The organism is Okeania sp. SIO1H4 (assembly GCF_010672695.1).
Lineage (GTDB): Bacteria > Cyanobacteriota > Cyanobacteriia > Cyanobacteriales > Microcoleaceae > Okeania > Okeania hirsuta.
Map to the genome: position 1 here is coordinate 26322 of NZ_JAAHGB010000041.1, position 23347 is coordinate 49668.

Here is a 23347-nt window from a genome sequence, read left to right on the forward strand (position 1 = left end):
GAGAACTCAAAGGCATATTTTCTCAACTCCAGCTTTTTGAAACCTACAAAATCTGTGACAAAAATTGGCGCGTGCGCTCCTCCTTCGGGTTTTGAAAAAATTCTTCTGGGGTCGCCTCCTCTACCAATAACCCATCAGCCATTAATACGATCCGGTCTGCCACCTCCCTGGCAAAACCTACTTCATGAGTCACAACTACCATCGTCATTCCCGAATTTGCCAAATTTCGCATTACATCCAAAACTTCTCGCACCATCTCTGGGTCTAATGCAGAAGTCGGTTCGTCAAACAACATAATTTTTGGTTGCATCGCTAAAGCGCGGGCGATCGCCACCCTTTGCTGCTGACCGCCAGAAAGTTGACCGGGAAATTTTTTTGCCTGTTCCAAAATACCCACTCTTTCCAAAAGTTGCATTGCCACTTCTTCCGCTTTGACTTTTGGCCATCGACGCACCCATATTGGCGCTAAGGTGACATTTTGCAAAACTGTGAGATGGGGAAATAAATTAAACTGCTGAAATACCATTCCCACATCTCGCCTAATTGCCTCAATATTTTTCAAGTCATGGGATAAACTGATGCCATCAATAATAATGCTACCTTTTTGATATTCTTCTAAAGCATTAAAAGTACGGATAAAGGTGGATTTACCTGAGCCACTTGGCCCCATAATTACTACTACTTCTCCACGTTTTACTGTGAGACTTACTCCACGAAGGACATGAAAATTATTGCTGTACCACTTTTGAACATCTCTAGCAACTATTGCTAAATCAGAATTTATTTGTGCTTCAGTTTGTTTGGTTTTTGTTTCTGTCATGGAAGGGAATAGGGAATAGGGAATAGGGAACAGTAGGAAAAATATTTCCCTGTCTAAAGATAATTATCAGTATAAGTCCGCGCCTTATCTGTCTATTTCTATAATACCTGTGACATCCTCCCGACGCTGACCTCTAGGAGGTGCAGTGCGGGCTTCCAACATCGCTGTTAGACATTGCTGCCCTGCGCCACTTGTCTAGACAAAAAGTCCCCGACAGCCCGACTTGACAGCCCATTTCTTGCCCCCAGAGTCCCTGGGTACTAAGTTGCTCATAACCTCGGTTACATATTTCCTGTGCTGAAGCTACGTCTCTATCAGCCTCATATTTGCATTCTGGACAGCTATGCCATCTATTAGAGAGTTCTTTTCTGACTAGACTACGGCAGTTTGGGCAAGTTTGAGAAGTACCTTTGTGGTCTACTTGAGCAACGTATACTCCCCGCTGTTTCCCAACATCAAATAAAATACTCCTAAACTGTCCAAAACCTGCATCAACAGTATGTTTACCCAAGAAACCTTTAGCCATGGTTCTAAAATCTATGTCTTCTACAAAGATAGTCTCAGCCATGTCGCATAATTTATGGGCTAATTTGAGCTGATAGTCTTTGCGTCTGAATGCAATATGATTATGCTGTTTCTCTACTTTAATCCTTGCTTTCTCATAATTAGCAGAACCCTTATTTTTCTTAGACAATCTGCGTTGTAGCACTTTCAGCCGACTATGCTCTGTCTGGAAAAATTTTCGTCCAGGTTCTACGAAACCATCACTGGTCGCTAGGTATTTATCCAGTCCTACATCTACCCCGATGAAATGCCCGTGGGGTAGGGGTTCTGGAATAGAAATATCAGATTGAATAGTAATTACAGCAAACCACCCCATTGCCTTCTTTAGTATCCTGACCTGCTTGACAATAAAATCTTCAGGTATTGGACGATGCAAGTTTATTTGGACTTTTCCTAATTTAGGGAGTTTGAGAAGCCATCCTGTAATCGGATTGACTTTAAATTGAGGAAACAACATAGACTTCATTTGTCCGTACTTTTTGAAGCGAGGAAATCCATAACCTCTGTTCTGGAAAAAGTCCCAAGCATCGTGCAATCTTCGGATAGTTGTCTGCAATACCTGAGAAGGAACAGCAGCTAGTCGCGGAAACTCTTTCTTAGCCTTGGGGAGATTGTTTTGCTGTTGCTGATATCCAGGGAATGGGTAATCAGCACTCATAATATACTCACTGTCCAAACTACACCGGTCTATTGGACATTTTCTCGAGGCAATCCAATCCTTAAGTTCTCGAAGAGCATAGTTATAAGCACTACGAGAAGTTTCGAGCCATTCATTCAATAACTCGACTTGTTTTTGGTCGGGATAAATTCGATAAGTGTAGTTGAGTACGAGCATAGTTTGAACGATACCACAAAGCGCAATTGCTGTAAATGCTGATTTGAAGGGATCGATAGATAACTTTTGACTACTTTTGTTTTTGTTAATGATCGGTATTTAATTTTTTTTCTAACTGCCGACTTCCAATTGACATGGCATAACAAATAATCCAAAAAAGTATGCCGTTAAATAAATAAACTTCTGCATAATCTCCTAAAAATTGTGGTTGAGCTAAGATTGAGCGACTCATGCGTAATAATTCTGATAATCCGACGATTGATAATAAAGTTGTATCCTGAAATAGACTAATAAACTGACCTACAATTGAGGGAATAGCAACTTTTAATGCTTGGGGTAATACAATTAATCCTAATGCTAATGGAGTATTAAAACCTAATGCTTTTGCTGCTTCTGTTTGACCTCTTGGTACGGACTGTAAACCTCCTCTAATATTTTCTGCTAGGTAAGCTGAACTAAATAAAGTTAATCCTAATATTGCTCGTAAAATCCGGTCTGGTCGCATTCCATCTGGTAGAAATAGGGGAATCATAATTTGCCCCATAAATAAGATTGATATTAAAGGTAATCCTCGGATAATTTCAATATAACCAATAGAAAATATTTTGATTACTGGTAATTTACTTTGTCTGCCTAAAGCTAATAAAATTCCTAGAGGAAAAGATAGAAAAATGCTAACTATAGCCATTAATATAGTTAACATTAAACCTCCCCAGTCGTTTGTAGATACAGATTTTAAACCTAATCCTCCTCCGATTAACCAGATAATTAAGAGAAAGGCTATAAACCAAATAAAAGATATGTATTTACCTATATTTGGAATTTTTTTGCCTAAAATTTTTCCTACCCATGCAGTACTAATAACTAAAATAACTATTCCTATTAGTAAGAGTTTGAATGGGGTTGTTACTGGAATTAATAATAAAATGGCAGGTATGACAGCTAGAAAAATTAATACTGGTTGGGAAAATAATGTGGCTGAGTTTCTGGCAATAATTCCCCAAGAGAAACCAGATAAACTAGAAATTATGCTAACTATTAACCAGATGCGCCAATATTGGTCTTTAGGATATCTACCTACCATTAATAATGGCAAATTAACTTTGATTACTTCCCATTCTGCTTGAGTTGTTGCCCAAGAGATAAAACCTGTTATTCCCTTGGTAATAATGCTGAGTAAGATAATAGTTAATAAGGTGTTATACCAGGTACTAAAAAAATTTTGTCTGAGCCATTCTATAGGATTATTTTCCTGAAATGGAGGTGCTGATGATTTATTAGTATTAATTGTTTTCATATAATTAGGGTTTACCGAATAATTAATAATTAATAATTAAGAGTTGATAGTTGATAGTTGATAGTTGATAGTTAATAATTATTAATTCAACAATTCACGCCTTGAAGCAGCCCCTTGGATAGGGGACAAAATAAGTGCTTATGCAAAATTAATTACACATTAGTTCTTATGCAAAATTAATTACACATTTTATTATATATCTCCAATCTTATCCAGAAGTTATCAATTATTTCTCCCTGTTCCCTGTTCCCTGTTCCCTGTTCCCTGTTCCCTCTCTCAACTAGGAAATTGATTTTGCACGACTACTTAAAAAAATCATTTTAGTCAATCCTATCCGTTTTAAGAAGAAGTAATTATTAATTATTAATTGTTAATTGTTAATTGCTGAACTATCTAATCTCAAAGCATTGACTGATATTGGCTAAAGTCTTTTTAGGGTTGAAAAAACTGCCTGGTTTTCAGTCCAAAACCCTCAAGGGGAGCGGAGGAGTTAGGGAGATGGGAGGATTTTTCGCTGGTGGTGAATTGCCATTATTTTTGTGACGTAAGGAGAGTTCATTAATTGATAATGGATAATTGATAATTACAAGAAGGTTAAAACCGTTACGGAATTGAAAATAAGGAAATATTATTTCTTCTCTTGGTCGATTGGATATGGTTAGGAAACCCATCCATCCCACCCTTCGGGAAGCTCCGAATATCGACCGCTTTTTTGCCTTTGAAAGGGGAGGCTTTAAAGCAAAATTATTTAATTAATAATTATTAATTATTCGGTAATTATTAATTAGGGCTTGCTGATTTAATATTAAAGCATTGACTGATATTGGTTGTAGCATTTTTTTGTCTAAAAAAGTATGAGCTTTTCGGTGGAAAGAGCTGCATAAAGCTATTGTTTCGGGATGATTATGACAGAAAAATTAAGGGAAAACTTTTCCGACTACCTCATTTATAATTCCTATTTTTCCTGATTTATGACTCCTGACTTCTACCCCTAGCACTCATACTTGATTCAGCAAACCCTAATTAATAATTATTCATTATTCATTATTCATTGTTTTGTTATCTTTCTTTGAGTTGAACGCTTTTATTTAAGGAATTCATAGACAATGAAATTATCAAATTTATCAAAAGATAAACTGCCATAATTAGAATAAATACTTCTACTGGACGACCTGTTTGATTATAAGTAGTATTAGCAACGGAATATAAATCTGGATAACCAATAGCTATTGCTAAACTAGAGTTTTTTGCTAAGTTCATATATTGACTATTTAATGGTGGAATCATTACCCTTAATGCTTGGGGAAAAATTACCAACCGCATGACTAAACTAGATTTTAATCCTAAAGATTTTGCTGCTTCCCATTGTCCTTTTGGTACTGCTTGAATGCCGGAACGAACAATTTCAGCAATAAATGCACCTGTATAAAATACTAATCCTACCAGTAAAGCTGACAGTTCTAATGTTAAATTTAATCCCCCTTCTGTTGCGCCTGTTTCTGTTGCTATTGGTGGTTGCCAACCTAGAGCAAATATAATAATTAATAATTCGATAATTCCAATACTAATTACAGCGATAAGTTGAGGTTGACCAGAGGTAGCTTTTTCCGTCATTAACTTATTTCGCCACTGCCAAATAAATATAACAGCGATCGCTCCTAAGACCAAAACTATTAACCATAACCAAACATTCTGAGTATTTTCCGGCCAAGGAATAGATATTCCTCGTTTACTCATAAATATTGGTCCTGGTAATTCTAATTTTTCTTCTGGTTTGGGAAGAGTGAAAAAAACTGCAAAATACCAGAAAAATAACTGTAATAGTAGAGGGGTATTTCTGACAACTTCTACATAAACCCGATTCAAATTTCGTAGTAACCAGTTTTCGGAAAAGCTAGTAATTCCTGCTAATATTCCGACTATTGTTGTGAAGAAAATTCCCAAAATCATTACCCGCAGAGAATTAATCAGACCTGCTAATAATACTTGATTATAGGGGTCTTTTGCTTTGTAGGGAATGAGACTTTCACTAATACTAAATCCAGCTTCGTTTCCTAGAAAACTAAATCCAAATTTTGTACCTTGTTGTACTAAATTACGGTTAAGATTGCTAATCATTATAGCTACAACCGCAACAAAAATTACTATAGCGATAACTTGTAAGGCAATACGCCAAAATCTTTCATCTCGCCATAGTGGAATTTTTTGATTTTCCTGGTCAATCATTTTTATACCAAATTCAAGAAAGATTGTTACAGTAAAATATAGATGCTGAACGGAATTGAAAAATCTTCACTGTTTATTTCTTATACCTACCACCTACCACCTAACACCTAATACCTTGAATAGCCAATGTAGCAATATTTTTTGAAAATGGCATTATTGTTTAAAATTTAAAATTTTTAGCGAAAGGGAGGTGAATAAAGTAAACCTCCATTAGTCCACAAATTATTTTGACCGCGAGGCAGTTTAAATGGAGAATTTTTTCCTAGGTTTCGGTCATAAATTTCACCATAGTTGCCTACTTGTTTAATTACACGATAGACAAAATCATTACTTAAACCTAGACCTTCACCTATATTTCCTTCTACTCCTAAAAAACGTCTTATTGTTGGGTCATCAGAATTTTTATTCTCGTCTACATTTGCTTGAGTAATACCTAATTCTTCAGCTTCTATCAAAGCATAAATTACCCATTTAATTACATCAAACCAAGCTGAATCATTATTCTTTGTTGCTGGACTTAAAGGTTCTTTTGAAAGGTTAGTATTTAAAATAATATGTTGTTCGGAATTAGGTAAAGTGCTACGACGACCCAATAACTGAGATTTATCGGAAGTTATCCCATCACAACGTCCTTCTTCTGCATAAGCAGCATAAGCTGAGTCTGCTTGTTGAAATGTTAATGTCTCAGCTTGAATATTTCGTTTAAGGAGATTATCTGATAAAATAAGTTCTCTGGTCGTACCTGCTTCAACACAAATTGATTTACCTTCGAGGTCCTTTAAAGATTTAATTCCACTATCAGCACGAACCATCATTCCTTGACCATCATAAAATGTTGTGGGGGCAAATTCTAGACCTACGGTGGTATCTCGACTTACTGTCCAAGCTGTGTTTCGAGAAAGCATATCTACTTCTCCACCATTGAGAGCTGTGAAACGCTCAGTTGAATCTAGGTTACGATACTCTATAGCATTTTGGTCATTAAATAAAGCTGCTGCTACTGCCTTGCAAATATCCACATCTATTCCGGAATAGTTGCCATTTTTGTCTACAAAACTAAATCCGGGTATGTATCCTTCTACACCACAATGTAGTTTGCCACGTTCTTTCACAACATCTAAACGACTTTTTCCTGGTGGGGTTGGTTCAGATTGGGAATTTTCACAAGATGTCAAGTATGTGGAAAATAGCAAAATTGTCAATAGCAAATATACCCATTTTTGCATAATTTCTTTTCACTCTCCTGCTAAGAACTTTTCATTTACCGAATAATTAAGGTTTAAAGCCTCTCCTTTAACTTTTGAGGGGGTTTGGGGGAGCTATAAGTCCCGCGCTATATTCGCGGATAATTAGCGCCGGGATACATCGACTCCCCCAAGCTAATTTTATCCGGTCAAACCCGGTAAAATTAGCAGTTACTACAATCTGTTTTTTGTGGTAAGATTCTTTTCATGCTAAATCTAAACTACACCTATCGCATTTACCCCGATCAAAAACAAGTCGAGTTGCTCAATGAATGGCTCGAAACTTGTCGAGTAACTTACAACTACGCGCTCAGGGAACTGAAAGACTGGATTGCTTCTAGAAAGTGTCCAGTAGATAGGTGTAGCTTGGAGTCAGAGTACATAATGAGCGCCGATTATCCATTCCCTGGGTATCAGCAACAGCAAAACAAACTCCCCAAAGCTAAAAAAGAGTTTCCTCGTTTAGCAGCAGTCCCCTCTCAGGTTCTGCAAACAACCATCAGGAGATTGCAGGATGCTTGGGACTTTTTCCAGAATAGAGGTTACGGATTTCCTAGGTACAAAAAGTATGGACAAATGAAGTCGATACTTTTCCCTCAGTTTTCCACCAACCCAATTACAGGGTGGCAAATCAAGTTACCCAAGTTAGGGAGAGTCCAAATCAACTTGCATCGACCAATCCCTGACGGGTTTGTTGTCAAACAAGTCAGAATTCTCAAAAAAGCGATGGGGTGGTTTGCTGTTATTGCCATTCAATCTGATATTTCTATACCAGAACCAGAGCCTCATGGTCATTTCGTGGGAATAGATATCGGACTGAACAGTTATCTGGCAACCAGTGACGGCTTTACAGAACCAGGACGCAAATTCTTTGCAACAGAGCATCGTCGGCTGAAAGTGCTACAACGCAGATTGTCGAAGAAGAAAAAACGTTCTGCTAACTATGAAACAGCCAGGATTAAAGTAGAAAAGCAGCACAATCATATCGGTTTCAAGCGCAAAGACTATCAGTTCAAGTTAGCTCACAAATTGTGTGACATGGCCGGAACAATCTTCGTTGAGGATATTGATTTCCGAGTTATGGCAAAAGGATTTCTTGGCAAACACACGATTGATGCGGCTTTTGGGCAGTTTCGGAGTATTCTTTCTTATGTGGGAAAAAAGCGAGGGGTATATGTCGCCGAAGTAGACCACAAGGGGACATCTCAAACCTGCCCAAACTGCCGAATTGAAGTGAGGAAAGAACTGTCTGATAGATGGCATAGCTGCCCAGAATGTAAGTATGAGGTCGATCGCGACATAGCCTCAGCTCAGGAAATCTGTAACCGAGGCTACGAAGCACTTAGTACCCAGGGACTCTGGGGGAAAGAAATTGGCTGTCAAGTCGGGCTGTCGGGGGCTTTTTACCTAGACAAGTGGCGTAGGGCAGCAATATCTAACAGTGATGTTGGAAGCCCGCGCTTTATCTATTGATTCAGCGCCGGGAGGATGTCACCGGAATGGAGGAGAATAAAGTAATCCACCATTTGTCCATAAATTATTTTGACCGCGAGGTAACTTAAATTGAGATTGTGCTCCTAAATTACGGTCATAAACTTCACCATAGTTGCCTACTTGCTTAATAACTCTATAAGCAAAATCATTACTCAAACCCAAACCTTCACCTAGGTCTCCCTCTACTCCTAAAAAGCGTTTGACTGTGGGGTCATCAGAATTTTTCTTTTCATCTACATTTGCTTGGGTAATACCTAACTCTTCTGCTTCTATCAAAGCGTAAGTTACCCACTTAACCACGTCAAACCAAGCTGAATCATTATTTTTCGTCACAGGACCTAAAGGTTCCTTGGACATAGTAACATCTAGGATAGTATGAGTATCTGGATTAGGTAGAGTACTACGACGACCCAATAACTGAGATTTATCAGAAGTCATCCCATCACAACGTCCTTCTGCATAAGCAGCATAAGCAGGGTCTGCTTGTTGAAATGTTAATGTCTCTGCTTCAATGTTTCGTTTACGGAGATTGTCTGTTAAATTTAGTTCTGTGGTTGTACCTGCTTCAACACAAATTGATTTGCCTTCCAAACCCTCCAAAGAATTAATCCCACTATCAGTACGGACCATCATCCCTTGACCATCATAAAATGTTGTGGGGGCAAACTCTAGACCAACGGTGGTATCCCGACTTACTGTCCAAGTTGTGTTTCGAGAAAGCATATCTACTTCTCCACCATTCAAAGCTGTGAAACGTTCAGTTGAATCTAGGTTACGATATTCTACAGCATTTGGATCGTTAAATAAAGCTGCTGCAACTGCCTTACAAATATCCACATCTATTCCTGAGTAGTTGCCATTTTGGTCTACAAAGCTAAATCCTGGTATAGCTCCTTCTACCCCACAGTTTAATTTACCACGCTCTTTGACTATATCTAGACGACTGGTGGTTTGTTGACTTTCTTCTTCGCAGGCTGTTAATGGTAGTACCATTAACACAGTTGCTATTAGTAGAGATAAGCATTTTTGCATAGTTTATTAAGATTTTTTTAATCTGGGAAAAATAACCTATTCAAAACTACCATAACGTTTAACTTAGCGATCGCTTCTGGAGGATTTCAAGTAAATACTTTCCACATTTAGCAGGGAACAGGGAACAGGGAATAGGCAATAGGCAAAAGTTGGAAAAACATTTTCTAATCTAAGATTTGTCATTAGTTTATGTCTTAACCAATTCTTTCTTAGCTATATTTATTTAAATAGTTTCTACTTATATTTGACATTATTTGAATATATAGGACTATATTTCTGTAGAACTTTTACTATACCGATGGTGAAGGTTCGCTACCCAAACGTTCTTCAGCTAAATCTCTAATTAAAGACAGCCGAGACTGGATATATTCGTTAATTAAATCTGCTTCCCTGCCATTTAGGGAATTTCTAGTTTTCAACTGTTTGATTAACCACTGAACTAGGGTAGCATCATCTAGGGATATTAAGGTTGTAGCTTGGGAGTTCTCGATTAAAGACCAAAGCTGACGCAACATTGTGGGAGTCATAGAACCTCCATATAAGTATAAATAATCATCTTTTTGGCAGATTGGTACAGGCTAGTTAGTAACCAGGACGTAACCCAAAGCATATATATTCCCAATCTTATGCTTTCTTAACTATTCTTTTATATTTAGTTAATAGTAACTGAAATCTACTAATATCAGAAGCAGTTAAACACAATAAGTTACAATTATTACCAATATCTTTACAAACCGATGTTGTTCTTTACTTATTTTTGATGGGACTCAAAAGGTTTCATGGGTATTTTATCGGAACGAAAATTAAAGTTAAAGCAGTTTCCAAGTTGATTAAGTACATATATTGATGGTTTTAGGGAGTAGGGAGTAGAGGAGATGGGGAGGGAGGATAGGGAACAAACAAAAAAAATATTTACCCCGTCAGTGCTACCACATTAATCACCTAATCTGTTGCAGGTTGATGTACATATTTGTGAGGTAAATGATACTTTCTTTTGTATAAAAAACAGTATTCTTCTATACAAATATCTAATAGACATAGGAGTGGAAATTATACATATTAGAGATATCCAGAAAATAAATCTTTTAATTAGAGCAGACTAAGGATACGAAAAATTCACCCTAAAAAATCTTTTTTCGTGCCTTCGCGCGTAAAAACATCTTACCTGTTGCCTGTTGCCTTTCGGAGCTGTTGCCTACTCCTGCAAAAAATCTATATCTTTTTCGGAGATGTCTATTGATCATTTTTTGTGTCTTTTTTCAGAAATTTTCTTCCCTATTACCTCTGTTGGTCAGCATTCCCTTGCGTCTGTCGCCGAGGCGGGGTCTGACCACTTGTGGCTAGCCTTTTCCAGAGGAGCTAAAACTAACGTCGTCGCGGGGTCGCACCGCTGTTCCCTGTTACCTGTTCCCTACTTGTGCAAAAAGTCTATTCTTTTTCCCAGATGTCTAATATACAAATATCTAAGAATTAATTTGTTGATCAACTTTTTGTATTCTGTCCAATTCAAGGTCTGATAGATAATCTACACACCAGTTGGCCAAACGCTGGAGCATATGAAAAGGATAAGTATGAGCGACACCAACTACAGACATTCCTGCGAGTTTAGCTGCTTCAATTCCGGCAAAAGTATCTTCTATTGCTAAACATTCTGAAGGCTGTAGATTCATGTCTGGATATTGTTGATTTAGAATATTTACTGCCAACAAATAAGCATCGGGTTTTGGCTTACTAGCTTCTACATCATCTCCAGCAATAATTGTCTTAAAAAAATCAATTAAATTAGCTTTATTTAAGACTAATTCTACTTCGGATCGAAGAGCGCCACTAACTACAGCCATTTTCAGATTAGCTTGAGCGACCTGAGAAATAAAATCTATCGTATCTGAATAAATTGGTAACTCTTCAAGACTTTCTAATTGTTGTTGATAAGCTAGAGCTTTACGTTTAATTAACTGGTCTAAATACCCTTCATTAATATATCTACCTCTTTCCGTAAGTATTCCTTCTAAACAAGCACGATCGCTTCTTCCTAAACAGAATTGGTTGTATTCTCCTGGTCTAAGTAGCAAATTTTCATCAATTAATACTTGTTCTATTAATTTTTCATGGAGAAATTCATCATTAATAATTACACCATTAAAATCGAACAAAATAGCTTTGATAGTCATAAATTATAGCCATTTATATTTCAACTAATTATAATCAAAAAAAAATTCAGAACTCATATTTTTAGTGGTCTAAAATTATAGTAATTTAAAATAAGAATGAAACAGTTTTTATACTGAAAGTCTTTCAAGGCAAGAAACCCTATCTCAATCTAAATTTAAATGACTATATAATACTAAATAAGGTGGCAAAAACCAACTTTTCAATATTGATAAATATTTTTATATCAAGCAGTTACGGTATAAAAATAAGACATTTATGAAAACCGGATTTAGTATCAATAAGAAAAAAAGTATCTCAGGTTATAAGTTGACCCAATAACCTCTGGTTGTATAAATAGCTGTTTTAGCATTAAGGTCATTTCAGTTATCAGTTTAAGAAGAGGATTGACTAAAAAAGAATATTAATTATTTTCCTCCTTAATTTAAAGAGAGACTTCAAACCTGAAATTATCAATTATTCAGTGAGGCGATCGCTTTATGCCTCCCAACATAATACTATTGCGGAATAGTTCCATAGCTTCTTGGTAAATTAAAAAGTTGCTGACCAATGGCGCTAGAAATTTTTCGTATTTTGTATTTTTCTTAACGGCCATCAAATTTTTCCTGTCTTAATTTCCTAAATGTCAGTATAAGGTGAGTTTTTCTTGCTTGCACTATGGAGCAAAAAATTAGGAAATTTTCTTCTGTAGAGCTTTTCTAGCAATTTTTGTCACATAAACGGTTACAGCAACTGTAGCTATTAGACCTATTCCATAAAGAATCCATTCTGCTGTGGTACGCGTCCCTCCTTCTGTGCCCAAAGTTGCCAAACTGCCAGCTAGGGAACCAAGATATACATACATTACTGTTCCTGGCATCATCCCAATCCAAGAAGCGAAAAAATAGTCTCGTAAAGATACTTGAGTTACGCCAAAAGCATAGTTTAGTAGGTTAAAAGGAAAAATAGGAGATAAGCGAGTTAGTCCAACAATTTTCCATCCTTCATCAGCTACTGCTTCATCAATGGCCTTAAAGTTTTCATTTCCTTCTATCTGTTTAGAAACCCAACCTCGTGCTAGATAACGACCAACTAAGAAGGCACAAGTTGCACCTATAGTTGAAGCAACAGAAACGTAGATGGAACCGAAAATAGGGCCAAATAACAGACCTGCACCTAGAGTTAGTAGTGAGCCTGGAAGGAAGAAAACTGTGGCCAGAATATAAATAATGATAAAAGCTATGGGACCCCAAGGGCCAAGAGTTTTTATCCAATCTAGGGCATTTATCAAGAGTTGTTGAGCGTTAAATTTATGAGCAATAACTAGGAGAGTTGCGACTACAAAAACGATTAAGAGTGGTTTGAGTAGTTTGTTTGATTTTGACTTTTTTTCTGTTTCTTGTTCTAGGTTATTCATCTATTAGTATATACGACATTTACAATAATCTTAGTATTAATGTATATGATACTCGTATATAGAGGTAAAAACCTTTATTTTCATCGTAGTCTTATCAGATTTTTATCTAATTTTCATGTAACATTGATTCTGACTATGGGGTATTTTGGGATAATTTTTTTGACGATTTCTTAGATATCTCTGATACTCATTTTTGACTGAGTTGCTTTATCAATAGAGATGTTTGGTAAACATTTAAAATTGAATGATTCCTAGAAAGAGGATTTAATTCAAGTTTAGATGTTATGCCTACTTTTCTAACAAATATAGCAATTAGAAATCATTTGTAAAAAATCTAAGGATATATAAAAACTCTGAAACTTTTACCTCTATTCCCAGCTCCGGTGTTCCCTAAATTAAAAGATATTTTTACCCGCAACTGAAATAGGATTGCTACATTTTTATAGTCATTCTAAAATAGTTATTTTTCTCCATACCTTATTTGTTAAGTAGTGTAGGTGATATGACTAATTCGAGTCTTCAAATTAACTTGCTAATTAGTTGAAGTTAATGGCTCTGTAGCTACATCATTTAAACCTACTGAATTAAGTAGATTTTGCCATTCTGATTTAAGTTTGTTATCGTTCGGATTCAAACTAATTTTTTCTGCTAAGGCATCCAGTTTTTCGTGCCATATACCTGCGTCCGAATAAATTAACCAGCGGTCTCTCTCTGATTTTTGCTGTATTTCTGTTGTCAAATTTGGATTGGGATTAACTCTTTTAATTGAGCTTTGAACAATAGTTCCAGAACCACTTCCTTCGCAGCTCAAAGAGAATGTCCATTGATAATTTTCTCCTACTTTTAATTCTGGTTGATTGTTGGGAATTTTAATACGTATAATGCCCTGACTATTTGACACTGGTAGTAGCTTTTCATAAACTATTTTTTGACTAGAGTCTTTCAAGATAAATTCTCCAGCTATAGCTGTATTTTCTGGCACATACATATAAATTGTTGGATGTGAGGCTAAGGTTACTAGGGTTAATTCTTGTTTTTGATTTATCTTGGGAATTAGAGGAGTTAGAGGTTTTTGACCTTCATCTATACAATTATTTGCTCCTCGCGATCCTCCACCATAAGTACCTGTTGAACCACCTTCGACTCTAGGAACAATATTTGCTAAGGTATTTTGAGAAATACCTAGAGTAGTATTTGCTTTCCTATTAGTTGAACTAGCAGAATGAGTAGAGTTTGCTGATGTACTGTTGGGAAAAGAAGTAGTAAATAATCCTAAAACTAATGTCAAAATCATAGTTTTGAGAGTAATAGAAAAACGGAAATTTTGTAGATACATATTCTAAATTCCTTTTTTGGGTAACTGTTTTAATTACTTATTACTATTATAGTTTATCCATTTATGAATTGTGTAACTAGCTAGTTGAAGAAGGAATAAAGCAGGAAGAAGAAGGTAAGAAAGATTGTACAATCAGCTTTTTAAGCTGATTTTAAGTGGTTATACCGATTCCCATGCATTAATGCTATACTCGCTATACTTAGGTAAAGTTCAGTTATTAAGTAATTAACACAGGCCGAATCACCTTTTTACTAATTTGAGTCAAATTAATGTTAATTATTCTTATGTTTACTTCTCTGTAAGGATGTTGCATACAACGTCCTGTACGGATGTTAACGACCGCACATACTTCCCAGGTGCCCCTACTCCCCTACTCCCCAGCTAAAGAAAATGTAGAAAAGTTTTTGAGAAATGGTATTAGTTATTTCCACCATCCTGCACTAATGTGTGAAAAAATAGTTTAATATTTTTTTGTGGTTGTAGAAAAATAGCAACATTGATGAGGAGTCAAAATTGAAAATTATTTGTTGTTTATGGTTAATTTAAAAATAGTTTTTCCCAGTAACTAAATATACATTTACTGGTATTTTTTTTCCTTTTAAATTTAAATTACCCCAAGCTTCTACTGAAAATTTTCTATCTAAATATTCCAAAGTTTCTTGAGCAATCAAAACTCGACAAATTCCTGGATGACGTTCTTTATCAAAACTTTCTAAGCGAGAAGCAATATTAACACCATCGCCAATTACTCCATATTCTAAGCGATTTTTTCCACCTAAACTACCAACTGTAACAGTTCCTGTATAAATCCCTATACGCATTTTTAATTCAGAAGAATTTTGTTGTTGCCATTTTTGATTTAATTGTGATAGATGTTGACCCATTGCTAAAGCACAATTAACTGCATTTTGGGCATCTATAGCAATCTCTTCAACACTGGTACGAGGTACTGGTATTCCAAATACTGCCATAACTCCATCTCCAGTAAATTTGTTGACTATTCCGTGATGATTTATGACAATATCTGTCATGGCACTCAGATATTCATTCAACCAATTCATTAAAGCTTCTGAAGTTTTTTTTTCAGAGATAGTGCTAAAGTTTTTTAGGTCAGTAAATAAAATTGTTGCTGTAACTGTTTTTGGAGGCAAAATTCCACTATTAATCAGATATGAACGTTCTTGCCAAAGAGCTTGAGCAATCTCTGGAGAAGTTTGTTGACCTAATAATTTCATCACCATATTTTGTTGTTGCCATGATGCCTGAATTTTGTAGACTATTACTACCCCAGTTGTCATGATTATTCCTAATATTGGTGCTGCTACAGGTATCCATCCCATCTTGATAAAAATGCCATAACTAATAGCTATTAAAGCTCCTAAAGCTAGAACATTAATTAGCAACAAAATAAAAGGTCGTCTGATATGCCAAGCAATACTACCACTGACTATTGACCAACTGAAAATCCATAGTATTTCCGTTGATTCATCCCAGTACCAAAATAGCTTTTGATCGTCAAGAACTGCACTAATAATTTGACTAGTAGCTTGGGCATGAATCTCTACACCTGACATCTTTGACTTTAATAAGTTTAACTGAGCAAAACTGTAAGGAGTAAAAAAAAAGTCTTTGCTACTAGAAGCTGTATTACCAATTATGACAATTTTGTTTTTAACTAATTCAGGGTCAAAGTTACCTAATAAAACATCTTTGATTGTAATTTTTGGAGCTATAGATTGAGAATTACGATAATTAATTAAAATTGGATATCCCTGAGCGTCTATTTGTTGATATCCTCCAGAGTTAGGTTGTAATTTTTTAAATATTGCGTCACCTAATTGATATTCGTTATTTTCAGTTATCTGAGGGGATATTTTGTATTCTTGGAGATAAGCGAGAGCTAAATGTAAGCCAAACGCCACCATTGTTTCTTGATCATTATTAATAAATAATGAATAGCGACGCACTACACCATCTGGGTCTAGAGGAATATTATTAAAGCCAATTCTTTCCTTTGGAATACTAGGAGGTGGCGGTGTTGTACTCACAAATTGATTGCCAATAAAAGTAATACCAAAAACATTCGGTTTCTGTAGTTGTTCTACTAATTGTGTATAACCGGGATATTTAGGGAAATCTCGGTATAAATCTACACCTATTACTGAGGGTTGATGCTCTTGTAGAGAGGCTAAAACATCTGCTAAATTTTTGTCGGATATTGGCCACTGTCTTAAATACTGTATATCTTCTTCAGTAAGCTCTACTACTAATAATCTGGGGTCAGAGATTTCATCAGGCCCCAGACGCACCATCCCATCAAATACAAATAGCTCTAGTCGCTGTAATACTCCTAAGTACCTGAAAAATAATAAACTCAGAATTGCTCCACCAGAAACTAAAATTGCTGATATTGGTATTCCGTAAGAATGGACTTTTTTATCTATCCACTTAACAAAATGTATAGGATGCATAATTTTGATGGCCATTCATCCTGAATCTAATTAGGATGAAGCAAGTATTCTCCACACTCTTGGTCAACTTAAACAGAAAAAAGCATGGGAATTACTCAACTTCACCTAATTGCACTTACTCATGTCTTCCGCCATCTGGCATAATTGCACCGCTGAGGAGCGCCCCTTCTATACTAGCTCCTTCGAGGTTTGCTCCCCCTAAATTTGCTCCTTCTAGATTTGCTCCTGCTAAATTTGCACCTTCCAAATAAGCTCCTCCTAAGTTAGCTCCTGATAGATAAGCTCCTTCTAAATTTGCACCTTCCAAGTAAGCTCCACCTAAGTTAGCTCCTCCCAGATAAGCTCCTCCTAAGTAAGCTCCTCCCAGGTTAGCTCCTCCCAGGTTAGCTCCTCCTAACTTTGCTCCTGCGAGGTTAGCTACTGGTAATTTTGCTTCTCCAAGATTAGCTCCTCCTAAATTTACACCTCCAAGTCTGGCTCCTTCTAGGTAACAGTTTGGACATTCGCGAGTTTCGAGCAACAGTCTAATGTTTCGTTCTATTTGTTGGTTAGTCATTATTTGGAATAATAAAATATAGTCTAGATATCTATTTTATAAACTATAGTGCTATAGAGTGGATTAAATATTTTTACGACTGCTTATTAAGATATGATGTTAGTTAAATTATGAGATTAGTTAAAGCACCTATCTGTTGAGGATTAATTTAGAGGGTATTATTTTATATGTATTATCTATAATGTTGATTTTTATAAAAACTGGAGTCATATTATATCAGCTTAGATATTTGTAGTACTAAATTTGATTTACTTAAGATTGTTGATGAAAGGAGGAAGTAGAGCAAAATCATCAATTTTTTTTCATGTATGATACTTAGTATGAATCATGGGAAACAAGGAAAAAAGAGAAGACAAAATGAGGATTGGATAGAATTTTTTGGATTTTTAATTAAGCGGTGATGATATTAGTATTACCCTGATTTTCAGATTTGCTGCCAAATTTTACTGAAAAATTTGTGGGTATGCGCCTCCCCTTTTAAGGGAAAAAAAAGAGAATATTTCTTATGCCAAGCATCCTGATTGTAGAGGTACTGATAACTGTTAACTGATAACTGAAATAATCAGGCATTTCAGTTAATCATTATTGACACAAAGGTGAGCTGGTAAGGGGCTAATTTTTTGATATTCTGATAGGTACTTTTCTAAACTTTCAAGTTGAGATAAATTAAGACTGTAATATATCCAACGACCATCCTGGCGACTTTTAACTAAAGCAGCTTCTTTGAGATTTTTGAGATGAAAAGATAGTTTGGACTGAGAAACTTGAAGGCGATCGCATATATCACACACACATAGTTCTTGTGTACGCAACAGTTCTAATATTTTAATTCGTAATGGGTCAGAAAGTGCCTGAAAGCTTGCTGCCATAGAAGTAGGGGATAAGTTTAGTGATGTTTCTAGCATTATTCTTGTGATAATTTGCTGGCTTTGTATATAAGTTAGTAATATATAGTATTGCTAATTTAGATATTATCATAGATTTGGGAATTCAGGAAATTAAACATCTCTAAATTAATCCTTTAGTAGTAGCTTGGGGATTAATTTAAACTATATTTTTTACTTGCTCTAAATTATATTAATGACCCACTGCAACTAGAGCCACAACCTGCTGTACAACCGTAACAATAATTTTCTGTCTGCACTTGTTCAATTATGTCTAAACTATTAGCTTCTAATAACTTAGCTACTGTGATTTTTTCAATTTTGTTAGTTTGAGCTGGGATCTTTTCCATCTGATTAAAGTCACAGTCATAGACATTACCTAAATAATCAATTGATAATTCATTTCGACACATTAAATTTTCTACAGTCTCAGAATTAAAATTTGACTCCAAAAAATCTAGATAAGGCTGATATATTTTTCTATTTTGCAGATATAGCTTAGTTCTACCTATGGGTAAATTGGTAATTGTAAGAAGTTGGTTAAAGTAGATGTTAAAATTCTCTTCTAAATATTTTTTATAATCTTCCTCTAGATTTTTTTGATTAGGAGGAAGGGTAAATTTATTTTTCTTTGGAACGGGAGGATTATAAACTAAATCTAAGATAAGATGTCGATCTTTTCCATATCCTAATTTGTTTAACCATTGCAATGCTTTAATTGATTCACTATAAACGCCATAACCGCGCATTTTATCGACATTATCTTCTAAATAACAAGGCAATGATGCCACAATTCTCAGTTGATTGTCAGCACAATATTCTGGAATATCTGCAAATCCTTTAACAAAATAAATTGTTAAATTAGAACGAACAATCACTTCTTTTTTATTTGTTCTAGCAGCTTTAACTAATTGTTTAAAACCATAATTCATTTCCGGTGCACCGCCAGTCAAGTCAACTGTTTGAATTTGAGGAAATCTATTAATTAGTTCAATTAATTGTTCACAAATTTCTGGGGAAAGTTCTTCTGTTCGTTTCGGACTCGCTTCAACATGACAATGGGTACAGGCAAGATTACAACGTTTGCCAAGGTTAATTTGTAAAACAGTAATTTTTTTCTTAGTTAAGGTTTTATCAAGTTTGGTTTTGAAAGGTGTAAAAGCTGTCTGAATCATTGTTATTATTTAATAATAAGGAGTTTAAAAAATTGTGATCTATTTTTTTTACAGATAAGTATTGATTGAAGTAAATTTGATATTTACATTTTTATGATTTTTTTCATCATTATATTTTGATTAATGATATTAATTTTAATAATTAATTACCACTTTTCTAAAATGGCTAGGCATCTATTTTTTCAATAACTTTTGTACTCCTTTACTATAGTTTAAATCAAGTTTTTCATTAACAATTGTATTTACCGCTTCCTCGCACTAATTAACTTTGACTAAAGTAGGTTATGAGGTCAGTGCTACAGATAGCTATTCTATTTTTTTTGTAGATGTTTGTTTAAGAATTTTTACCAGTACAGAGATTTTTACTAGGGTCAGAGTTTTGGGCGATCGCTCCACTTGTATTATACCAATTTGAAAAAAGAATGTTACGAATAATAAGTGCGATAAAAATATTTTACAGTAAATGTTCCTTTGACAAAAAAGATAATTTACACTCTAAAAATGGTATTAAAGCCATTCATTATGACTCCTGACTCCTGACTTCCCCTCCTGGGAGGGGCGCGCGGGTGGGTTGACTCCTAATAAATAGCCTAGCTATTTGTAGCAAACATTTATCAAATTGGTATTAGTATTTGATTCAATAGTTGGTTTAGAGTTAGGAAAACAATCATTAGTTATTCCTACACTCAAATATAACAGTAATAGCAAATGTCATAAAATAGTGATGTTTGATAAAATTCAATTTATAGATTTTTTAATTTAATTATTAATTACAGACATTTATAATTAAATCTAGATAAACTGAGTCTAACCTGAGAAATAATTAAGAAATAGGCGAGGATATATAAGTATCTGTGGTTTAAGTTAGAGAGTCAGGAGTCGGCATAAAAGCAAATTATTTAATAGTTTGGCAGGTAATTTTGTCAATAATTTAAGGTTTAAAACTTCTCTTTTACTTTGTCACTAGCTGTCGCCCTACAATATAAAAAAATTCTTTTAGTAAATCTTGTTCTTTTCAAAATAAATAATTAATCATTATTTATTTTTGAATATTAGCACCTTTTTTTAATTTTGCATGACTGCCCTGATAATCCTAAAATTTATACAATTTTATCCGCCAATTTTTTGGAGAGTGAGAGTAAGTTTTTTAATATTCAATCTGGGATAGATAAAAAATAAAAATGTCATTGTTTTATCCAGATTTTTAACATTTGCTTTAATACTAAATTCAGAAAATGTAGTTGCGTCTCTCTTGGTGGATTGGATATGGGGAGGAGACCATTCCCTACAGGACGCTGACGCGTTAACGTAGTTGTGCGCTATCAAAGCTATCCTACCCCTCGGGAAGCTCCACTTTTTCCTAGGCCATGCTCCGCAAAGATGTCGCGCAGCGTTAACGCAGTTGTGCGCCAGCAAAACAACCGCTTAATCTATATTTTTGGCCTTAAGTCTAAAATTTTCTCACTCGCAGATATTGTAAATATTGAAATAGGTAGTTTATCGGATTGGAGAAGTTATTTTTAAGCATGATTTTCAGCTTTTTTTTTGTAGCATTCTTTTTTCAAATTGGTATAAGACCTCTACGCTTATTTAAAGAAATTAGTGGTGCGCCTTTGTGACAGGTATGAAACCCGCATTCTTCAAATGTTAACACAGTTCCTCCGTAGGAGGCTAACTGAGTCAAAATCTCAAAAATTATTTTATGGAAAGGATAGTTGTTGTGATTAGCAGGATTTTGTTTTGATCGAGTATAAGATTAAATTTAATCCTTGTATTTACTATGATTAAAAATTAGGAAGAAGGATGAAAGCTAGAAATAAGTTAATTAAAATTATCAGCAAATCTTTGCGGCCTGAAGATGATTATATATAGCTGTCCTAAATAGATTTTGAACAAATTTTAGTTATCTAAATACTGAGGATTAATTCTCTTGATCTATAGCTAATGTTCATATTCTATCTAGGATAGCTATAGCAGTGCTGAAAATCAAAAAAAAATCTTTTCTATTCCTTCTTTATTCCTCCTTTCCTAAAAAATGCTGCACTAACAAACCTAGTTATTTTAAAGAGTGGAAAAAATATTAATCCCCTAAGCTTCGTTCCACATAACCTTAACTTTATCTGGCATAAAATTAGCTATTTCTTGAATTCTTTCTGGAGAAAGTTCTTCCTTTATCGCAGAAAAAACAGCTTTAATTACAGTTTCCGGTGCTATTCCTTTAGGAACACCTGATTCTTGATTCACTCGGAAAATAAAAGTATCACCATCAAATGTAAGTGGTGGTCGAATTTTACTCAGAAAAGCAACAAGTGGATTATTATCTTTCCAAAGTTCTGCTATTTCATCTGGGTCTGGTTTTTCACTACCAGAATTTAAATCTGAAGCTACCTGATTAGATGCTTCTGTTGTCATTAAATCTCGCATTGTACGAAAGACAATAACACTAATATCTCTGGCATCATAAATATCTGGTAATCCTGCTTGAGTTTGAACTTTCTGAAGAAAAGGCACAAATTTTTCATCTACAGGAACTTGTTGAGAATCTGTCATAATTAAATCCCTAAATATTATTAGATTATTAGATATTATCACATAGGTAAATACAAAAAAATAACTACTCAGGTAGTTTTTATCTACTCACTAATATGTTTGCCATCTAGATAGATAATAATTGAGATAGAATTGAGATAGAGCAGTCGCTTTTTAGTTTCCTAGATTTATTGGTTGTTGACTGGGGGGAGTTGTAAATCCAGTTTTATCAAGAATATAAACAACTCCAACCGATAAAATTGCTCCTACGATTAATCCAATTGCTATTAATACTAAAATAAACCGCTCCAGCATTACCTTAGTTTCAGGATTATAAGATTCTATAACTTCCATTTCGTCATTTTGGTCGTTTTTATTTTCTTCTGACTCAACTGAATAATTATCTAAAGGTTGAAAATTTGAATTAGGCATTTTATTCATTCATGGGTAATGGATAATTGGTAATAGCTCAAACACCCTCAAAATTTATGAAATGGTAGGTTTGTAGAACTGGATATAGTTATGGTATCTTATCATAACTGATTAGAAGAAGTAAGAAGGAAGAGATAAAAAGGAAAAAGGAAAAATCTTACTTTGTCTGAATTTTCAGCTTTTGATAAGCCTTAACCTTTCTTTCGACTGCTATGTATCAAAAGTTTTGGCAGTTCAAAAGTGGTTAAATATCAAGAATATTAGAACTATTCCCAACGTGGTAATTTCAGTTATCAGTTAACAGTTATCAGTTATCAGTATCTCTGCAATCAGGAGGCTTTAAATAAGAAATATTCTCTTTTTTTTATTCCCTTAAAAGGGGAGGCGCATACCCACAATTTCTCGGTAAATATGTAGCAATATTCTAAAATTGGGGCGGGCATTGCATCAGAATAATACCATTTTTAACGCATTATTGTTAAATATCCTTGAGAGTAGGGAGTAGGGCGAAAAGAAATAAGATATTTTGCTTTAATACCGATAATCGCATGCAAACATTACTGAAGCATTATTATCACTTAATAACTGAATTCGCATATAAACTATAGCATTATTTTTGGGAATTGGTATAATGTATTAAATTTCATATAGAGATTAAATGATTTTCCAATTTTTTTTTTAAAGGATAAAGTCTTCCTAAAAAGATGGGAAATTCACTGACGAAGAGTATGATTAAAGCGTTCAATATAAGGGTGCATCTCAATTTTGAATAAAGCCAAAAATTTATCGCTTTTAGGCAACAGGCAACAGGCAACAGGCAACAGGGAATATATAGGAAAAAGTATTTTTGCAAATATGAGATGCACCCCAATATAACTTGTTGTACC

At 34.9% G+C, this 23347-nt stretch carries 19 protein-coding genes; 2 read left to right on the top strand and 17 right to left on the bottom strand.

Annotated features, from left to right (window positions below; all coding sequences use genetic code 11):
- Positions 1-43: 43 nt before the first annotated feature.
- The 5 genes from F6K06_RS22160 to F6K06_RS22180 all read right to left on the bottom strand — a co-directional run bounded on the left by F6K06_RS22160 (position 44) and on the right by F6K06_RS22180 (position 6968).
- Complete coding sequence (locus tag F6K06_RS22160; protein WP_124143602.1) at positions 44-820, bottom strand: amino acid ABC transporter ATP-binding protein; 777 nt, start codon at positions 818-820, stop codon at positions 44-46.
- 133 nt (positions 821-953) lie between these two features.
- Positions 954-2219 (bottom strand): RNA-guided endonuclease TnpB family protein, encoded by a 1266-nt coding sequence (locus tag F6K06_RS22165; protein WP_124154183.1) that lies wholly within the window; start codon positions 2217-2219, stop codon positions 954-956.
- An 85-nt stretch (positions 2220-2304) separates the two neighbouring features.
- Positions 2305-3516 carry an amino acid ABC transporter permease gene (locus tag F6K06_RS22170; protein WP_124143603.1) on the bottom strand — a complete coding sequence of 404 codons (1212 nt, stop codon included), beginning with the start codon at positions 3514-3516 and terminating at the stop codon, positions 2305-2307.
- A gap of 1059 nt (positions 3517-4575) precedes the next feature.
- Positions 4576-5742 carry an amino acid ABC transporter permease gene (locus F6K06_RS22175; protein ID WP_124154182.1) on the bottom strand — a complete coding sequence of 389 codons (1167 nt, stop codon included), beginning with the start codon at positions 5740-5742 and terminating at the stop codon, positions 4576-4578.
- A 176-nt stretch (positions 5743-5918) separates the two neighbouring features.
- Positions 5919-6968 (bottom strand): amino acid ABC transporter substrate-binding protein, encoded by a 1050-nt coding sequence (locus F6K06_RS22180; RefSeq protein WP_124143605.1) that lies wholly within the window; start codon positions 6966-6968, stop codon positions 5919-5921.
- A 225-nt stretch (positions 6969-7193) separates the two neighbouring features.
- Between F6K06_RS22180 and F6K06_RS22185 the strand changes: the two genes are divergently transcribed.
- A complete protein-coding gene (locus F6K06_RS22185) occupies positions 7194-8459 on the top strand; it encodes an RNA-guided endonuclease TnpB family protein (protein ID WP_124143606.1) in 1266 nt (421 codons plus the stop codon).
- An 18-nt stretch (positions 8460-8477) separates the two neighbouring features.
- On the opposite strand, the gene F6K06_RS22190 is transcribed toward F6K06_RS22185, so the two are convergent.
- The 10 genes from F6K06_RS22190 to arsS all read right to left on the bottom strand — a co-directional run bounded on the left by F6K06_RS22190 (position 8478) and on the right by arsS (position 19499).
- Positions 8478-9512, bottom strand: coding sequence for an amino acid ABC transporter substrate-binding protein (locus F6K06_RS22190; protein ID WP_124143607.1), 1035 nt, complete (start codon positions 9510-9512; stop codon positions 8478-8480).
- A 290-nt stretch (positions 9513-9802) separates the two neighbouring features.
- The gene (locus tag F6K06_RS22195) at positions 9803-10039 is read right to left on the bottom strand and encodes a hypothetical protein (protein WP_124143608.1); all 237 of its coding nucleotides are present in this window, start codon (positions 10037-10039) and stop codon (positions 9803-9805) included.
- A gap of 936 nt (positions 10040-10975) precedes the next feature.
- Positions 10976-11683: an HAD family phosphatase gene (locus F6K06_RS22200; RefSeq protein WP_124143609.1), complete on the bottom strand. Its 708-nt coding sequence runs from the start codon at positions 11681-11683 to the stop codon at positions 10976-10978.
- Between the two features lie 458 nt (positions 11684-12141).
- Entirely contained in the window at positions 12142-12276 is a 135-nt protein-coding gene (locus tag F6K06_RS22205) for a hypothetical protein (protein WP_287239980.1), read from the bottom strand.
- A gap of 75 nt (positions 12277-12351) precedes the next feature.
- The gene (locus F6K06_RS22210; protein WP_124143610.1) at positions 12352-13077 is read right to left on the bottom strand and encodes a TVP38/TMEM64 family protein; all 726 of its coding nucleotides are present in this window, start codon (positions 13075-13077) and stop codon (positions 12352-12354) included.
- 532 nt (positions 13078-13609) lie between these two features.
- The gene (locus F6K06_RS22215) at positions 13610-14413 is read right to left on the bottom strand and encodes a DUF928 domain-containing protein (RefSeq protein WP_124143611.1); all 804 of its coding nucleotides are present in this window, start codon (positions 14411-14413) and stop codon (positions 13610-13612) included.
- Between the two features lie 542 nt (positions 14414-14955).
- Entirely contained in the window at positions 14956-16899 is a 1944-nt protein-coding gene (locus tag F6K06_RS22220; protein WP_287239983.1) for an adenylate/guanylate cyclase domain-containing protein, read from the bottom strand.
- A 100-nt stretch (positions 16900-16999) separates the two neighbouring features.
- The gene (locus F6K06_RS22225) at positions 17000-17440 is read right to left on the bottom strand and encodes a pentapeptide repeat-containing protein (protein ID WP_124143613.1); all 441 of its coding nucleotides are present in this window, start codon (positions 17438-17440) and stop codon (positions 17000-17002) included.
- A gap of 575 nt (positions 17441-18015) precedes the next feature.
- On the bottom strand, positions 18016-18345 hold the full coding sequence (locus F6K06_RS22230; protein ID WP_287239985.1) for a helix-turn-helix transcriptional regulator: 330 nt from the start codon (positions 18343-18345) through the stop codon (positions 18016-18018).
- A gap of 167 nt (positions 18346-18512) precedes the next feature.
- Positions 18513-19499 carry an arsenosugar biosynthesis radical SAM (seleno)protein ArsS gene (gene arsS / locus F6K06_RS22235; RefSeq protein WP_124143615.1) on the bottom strand — a complete coding sequence of 329 codons (987 nt, stop codon included), beginning with the start codon at positions 19497-19499 and terminating at the stop codon, positions 18513-18515.
- 268 nt (positions 19500-19767) lie between these two features.
- Between arsS and F6K06_RS22240 the strand changes: the two genes are divergently transcribed.
- Positions 19768-19914: a hypothetical protein gene (locus F6K06_RS22240; RefSeq protein ID WP_161564360.1), complete on the top strand. Its 147-nt coding sequence runs from the start codon at positions 19768-19770 to the stop codon at positions 19912-19914.
- A gap of 1673 nt (positions 19915-21587) precedes the next feature.
- Here the strand turns inward: F6K06_RS22240 and F6K06_RS22245 are convergent.
- Positions 21588-22049, bottom strand: a complete 462-nt coding sequence (locus tag F6K06_RS22245) for a DUF2267 domain-containing protein (protein ID WP_124154179.1) — start codon at positions 22047-22049, stop codon at positions 21588-21590.
- A gap of 153 nt (positions 22050-22202) precedes the next feature.
- Positions 22203-22460, bottom strand: a complete 258-nt coding sequence (locus F6K06_RS22250; protein WP_124143617.1) for a hypothetical protein — start codon at positions 22458-22460, stop codon at positions 22203-22205.
- Between the last annotated feature and the right edge of the window lie 887 nt (positions 22461-23347).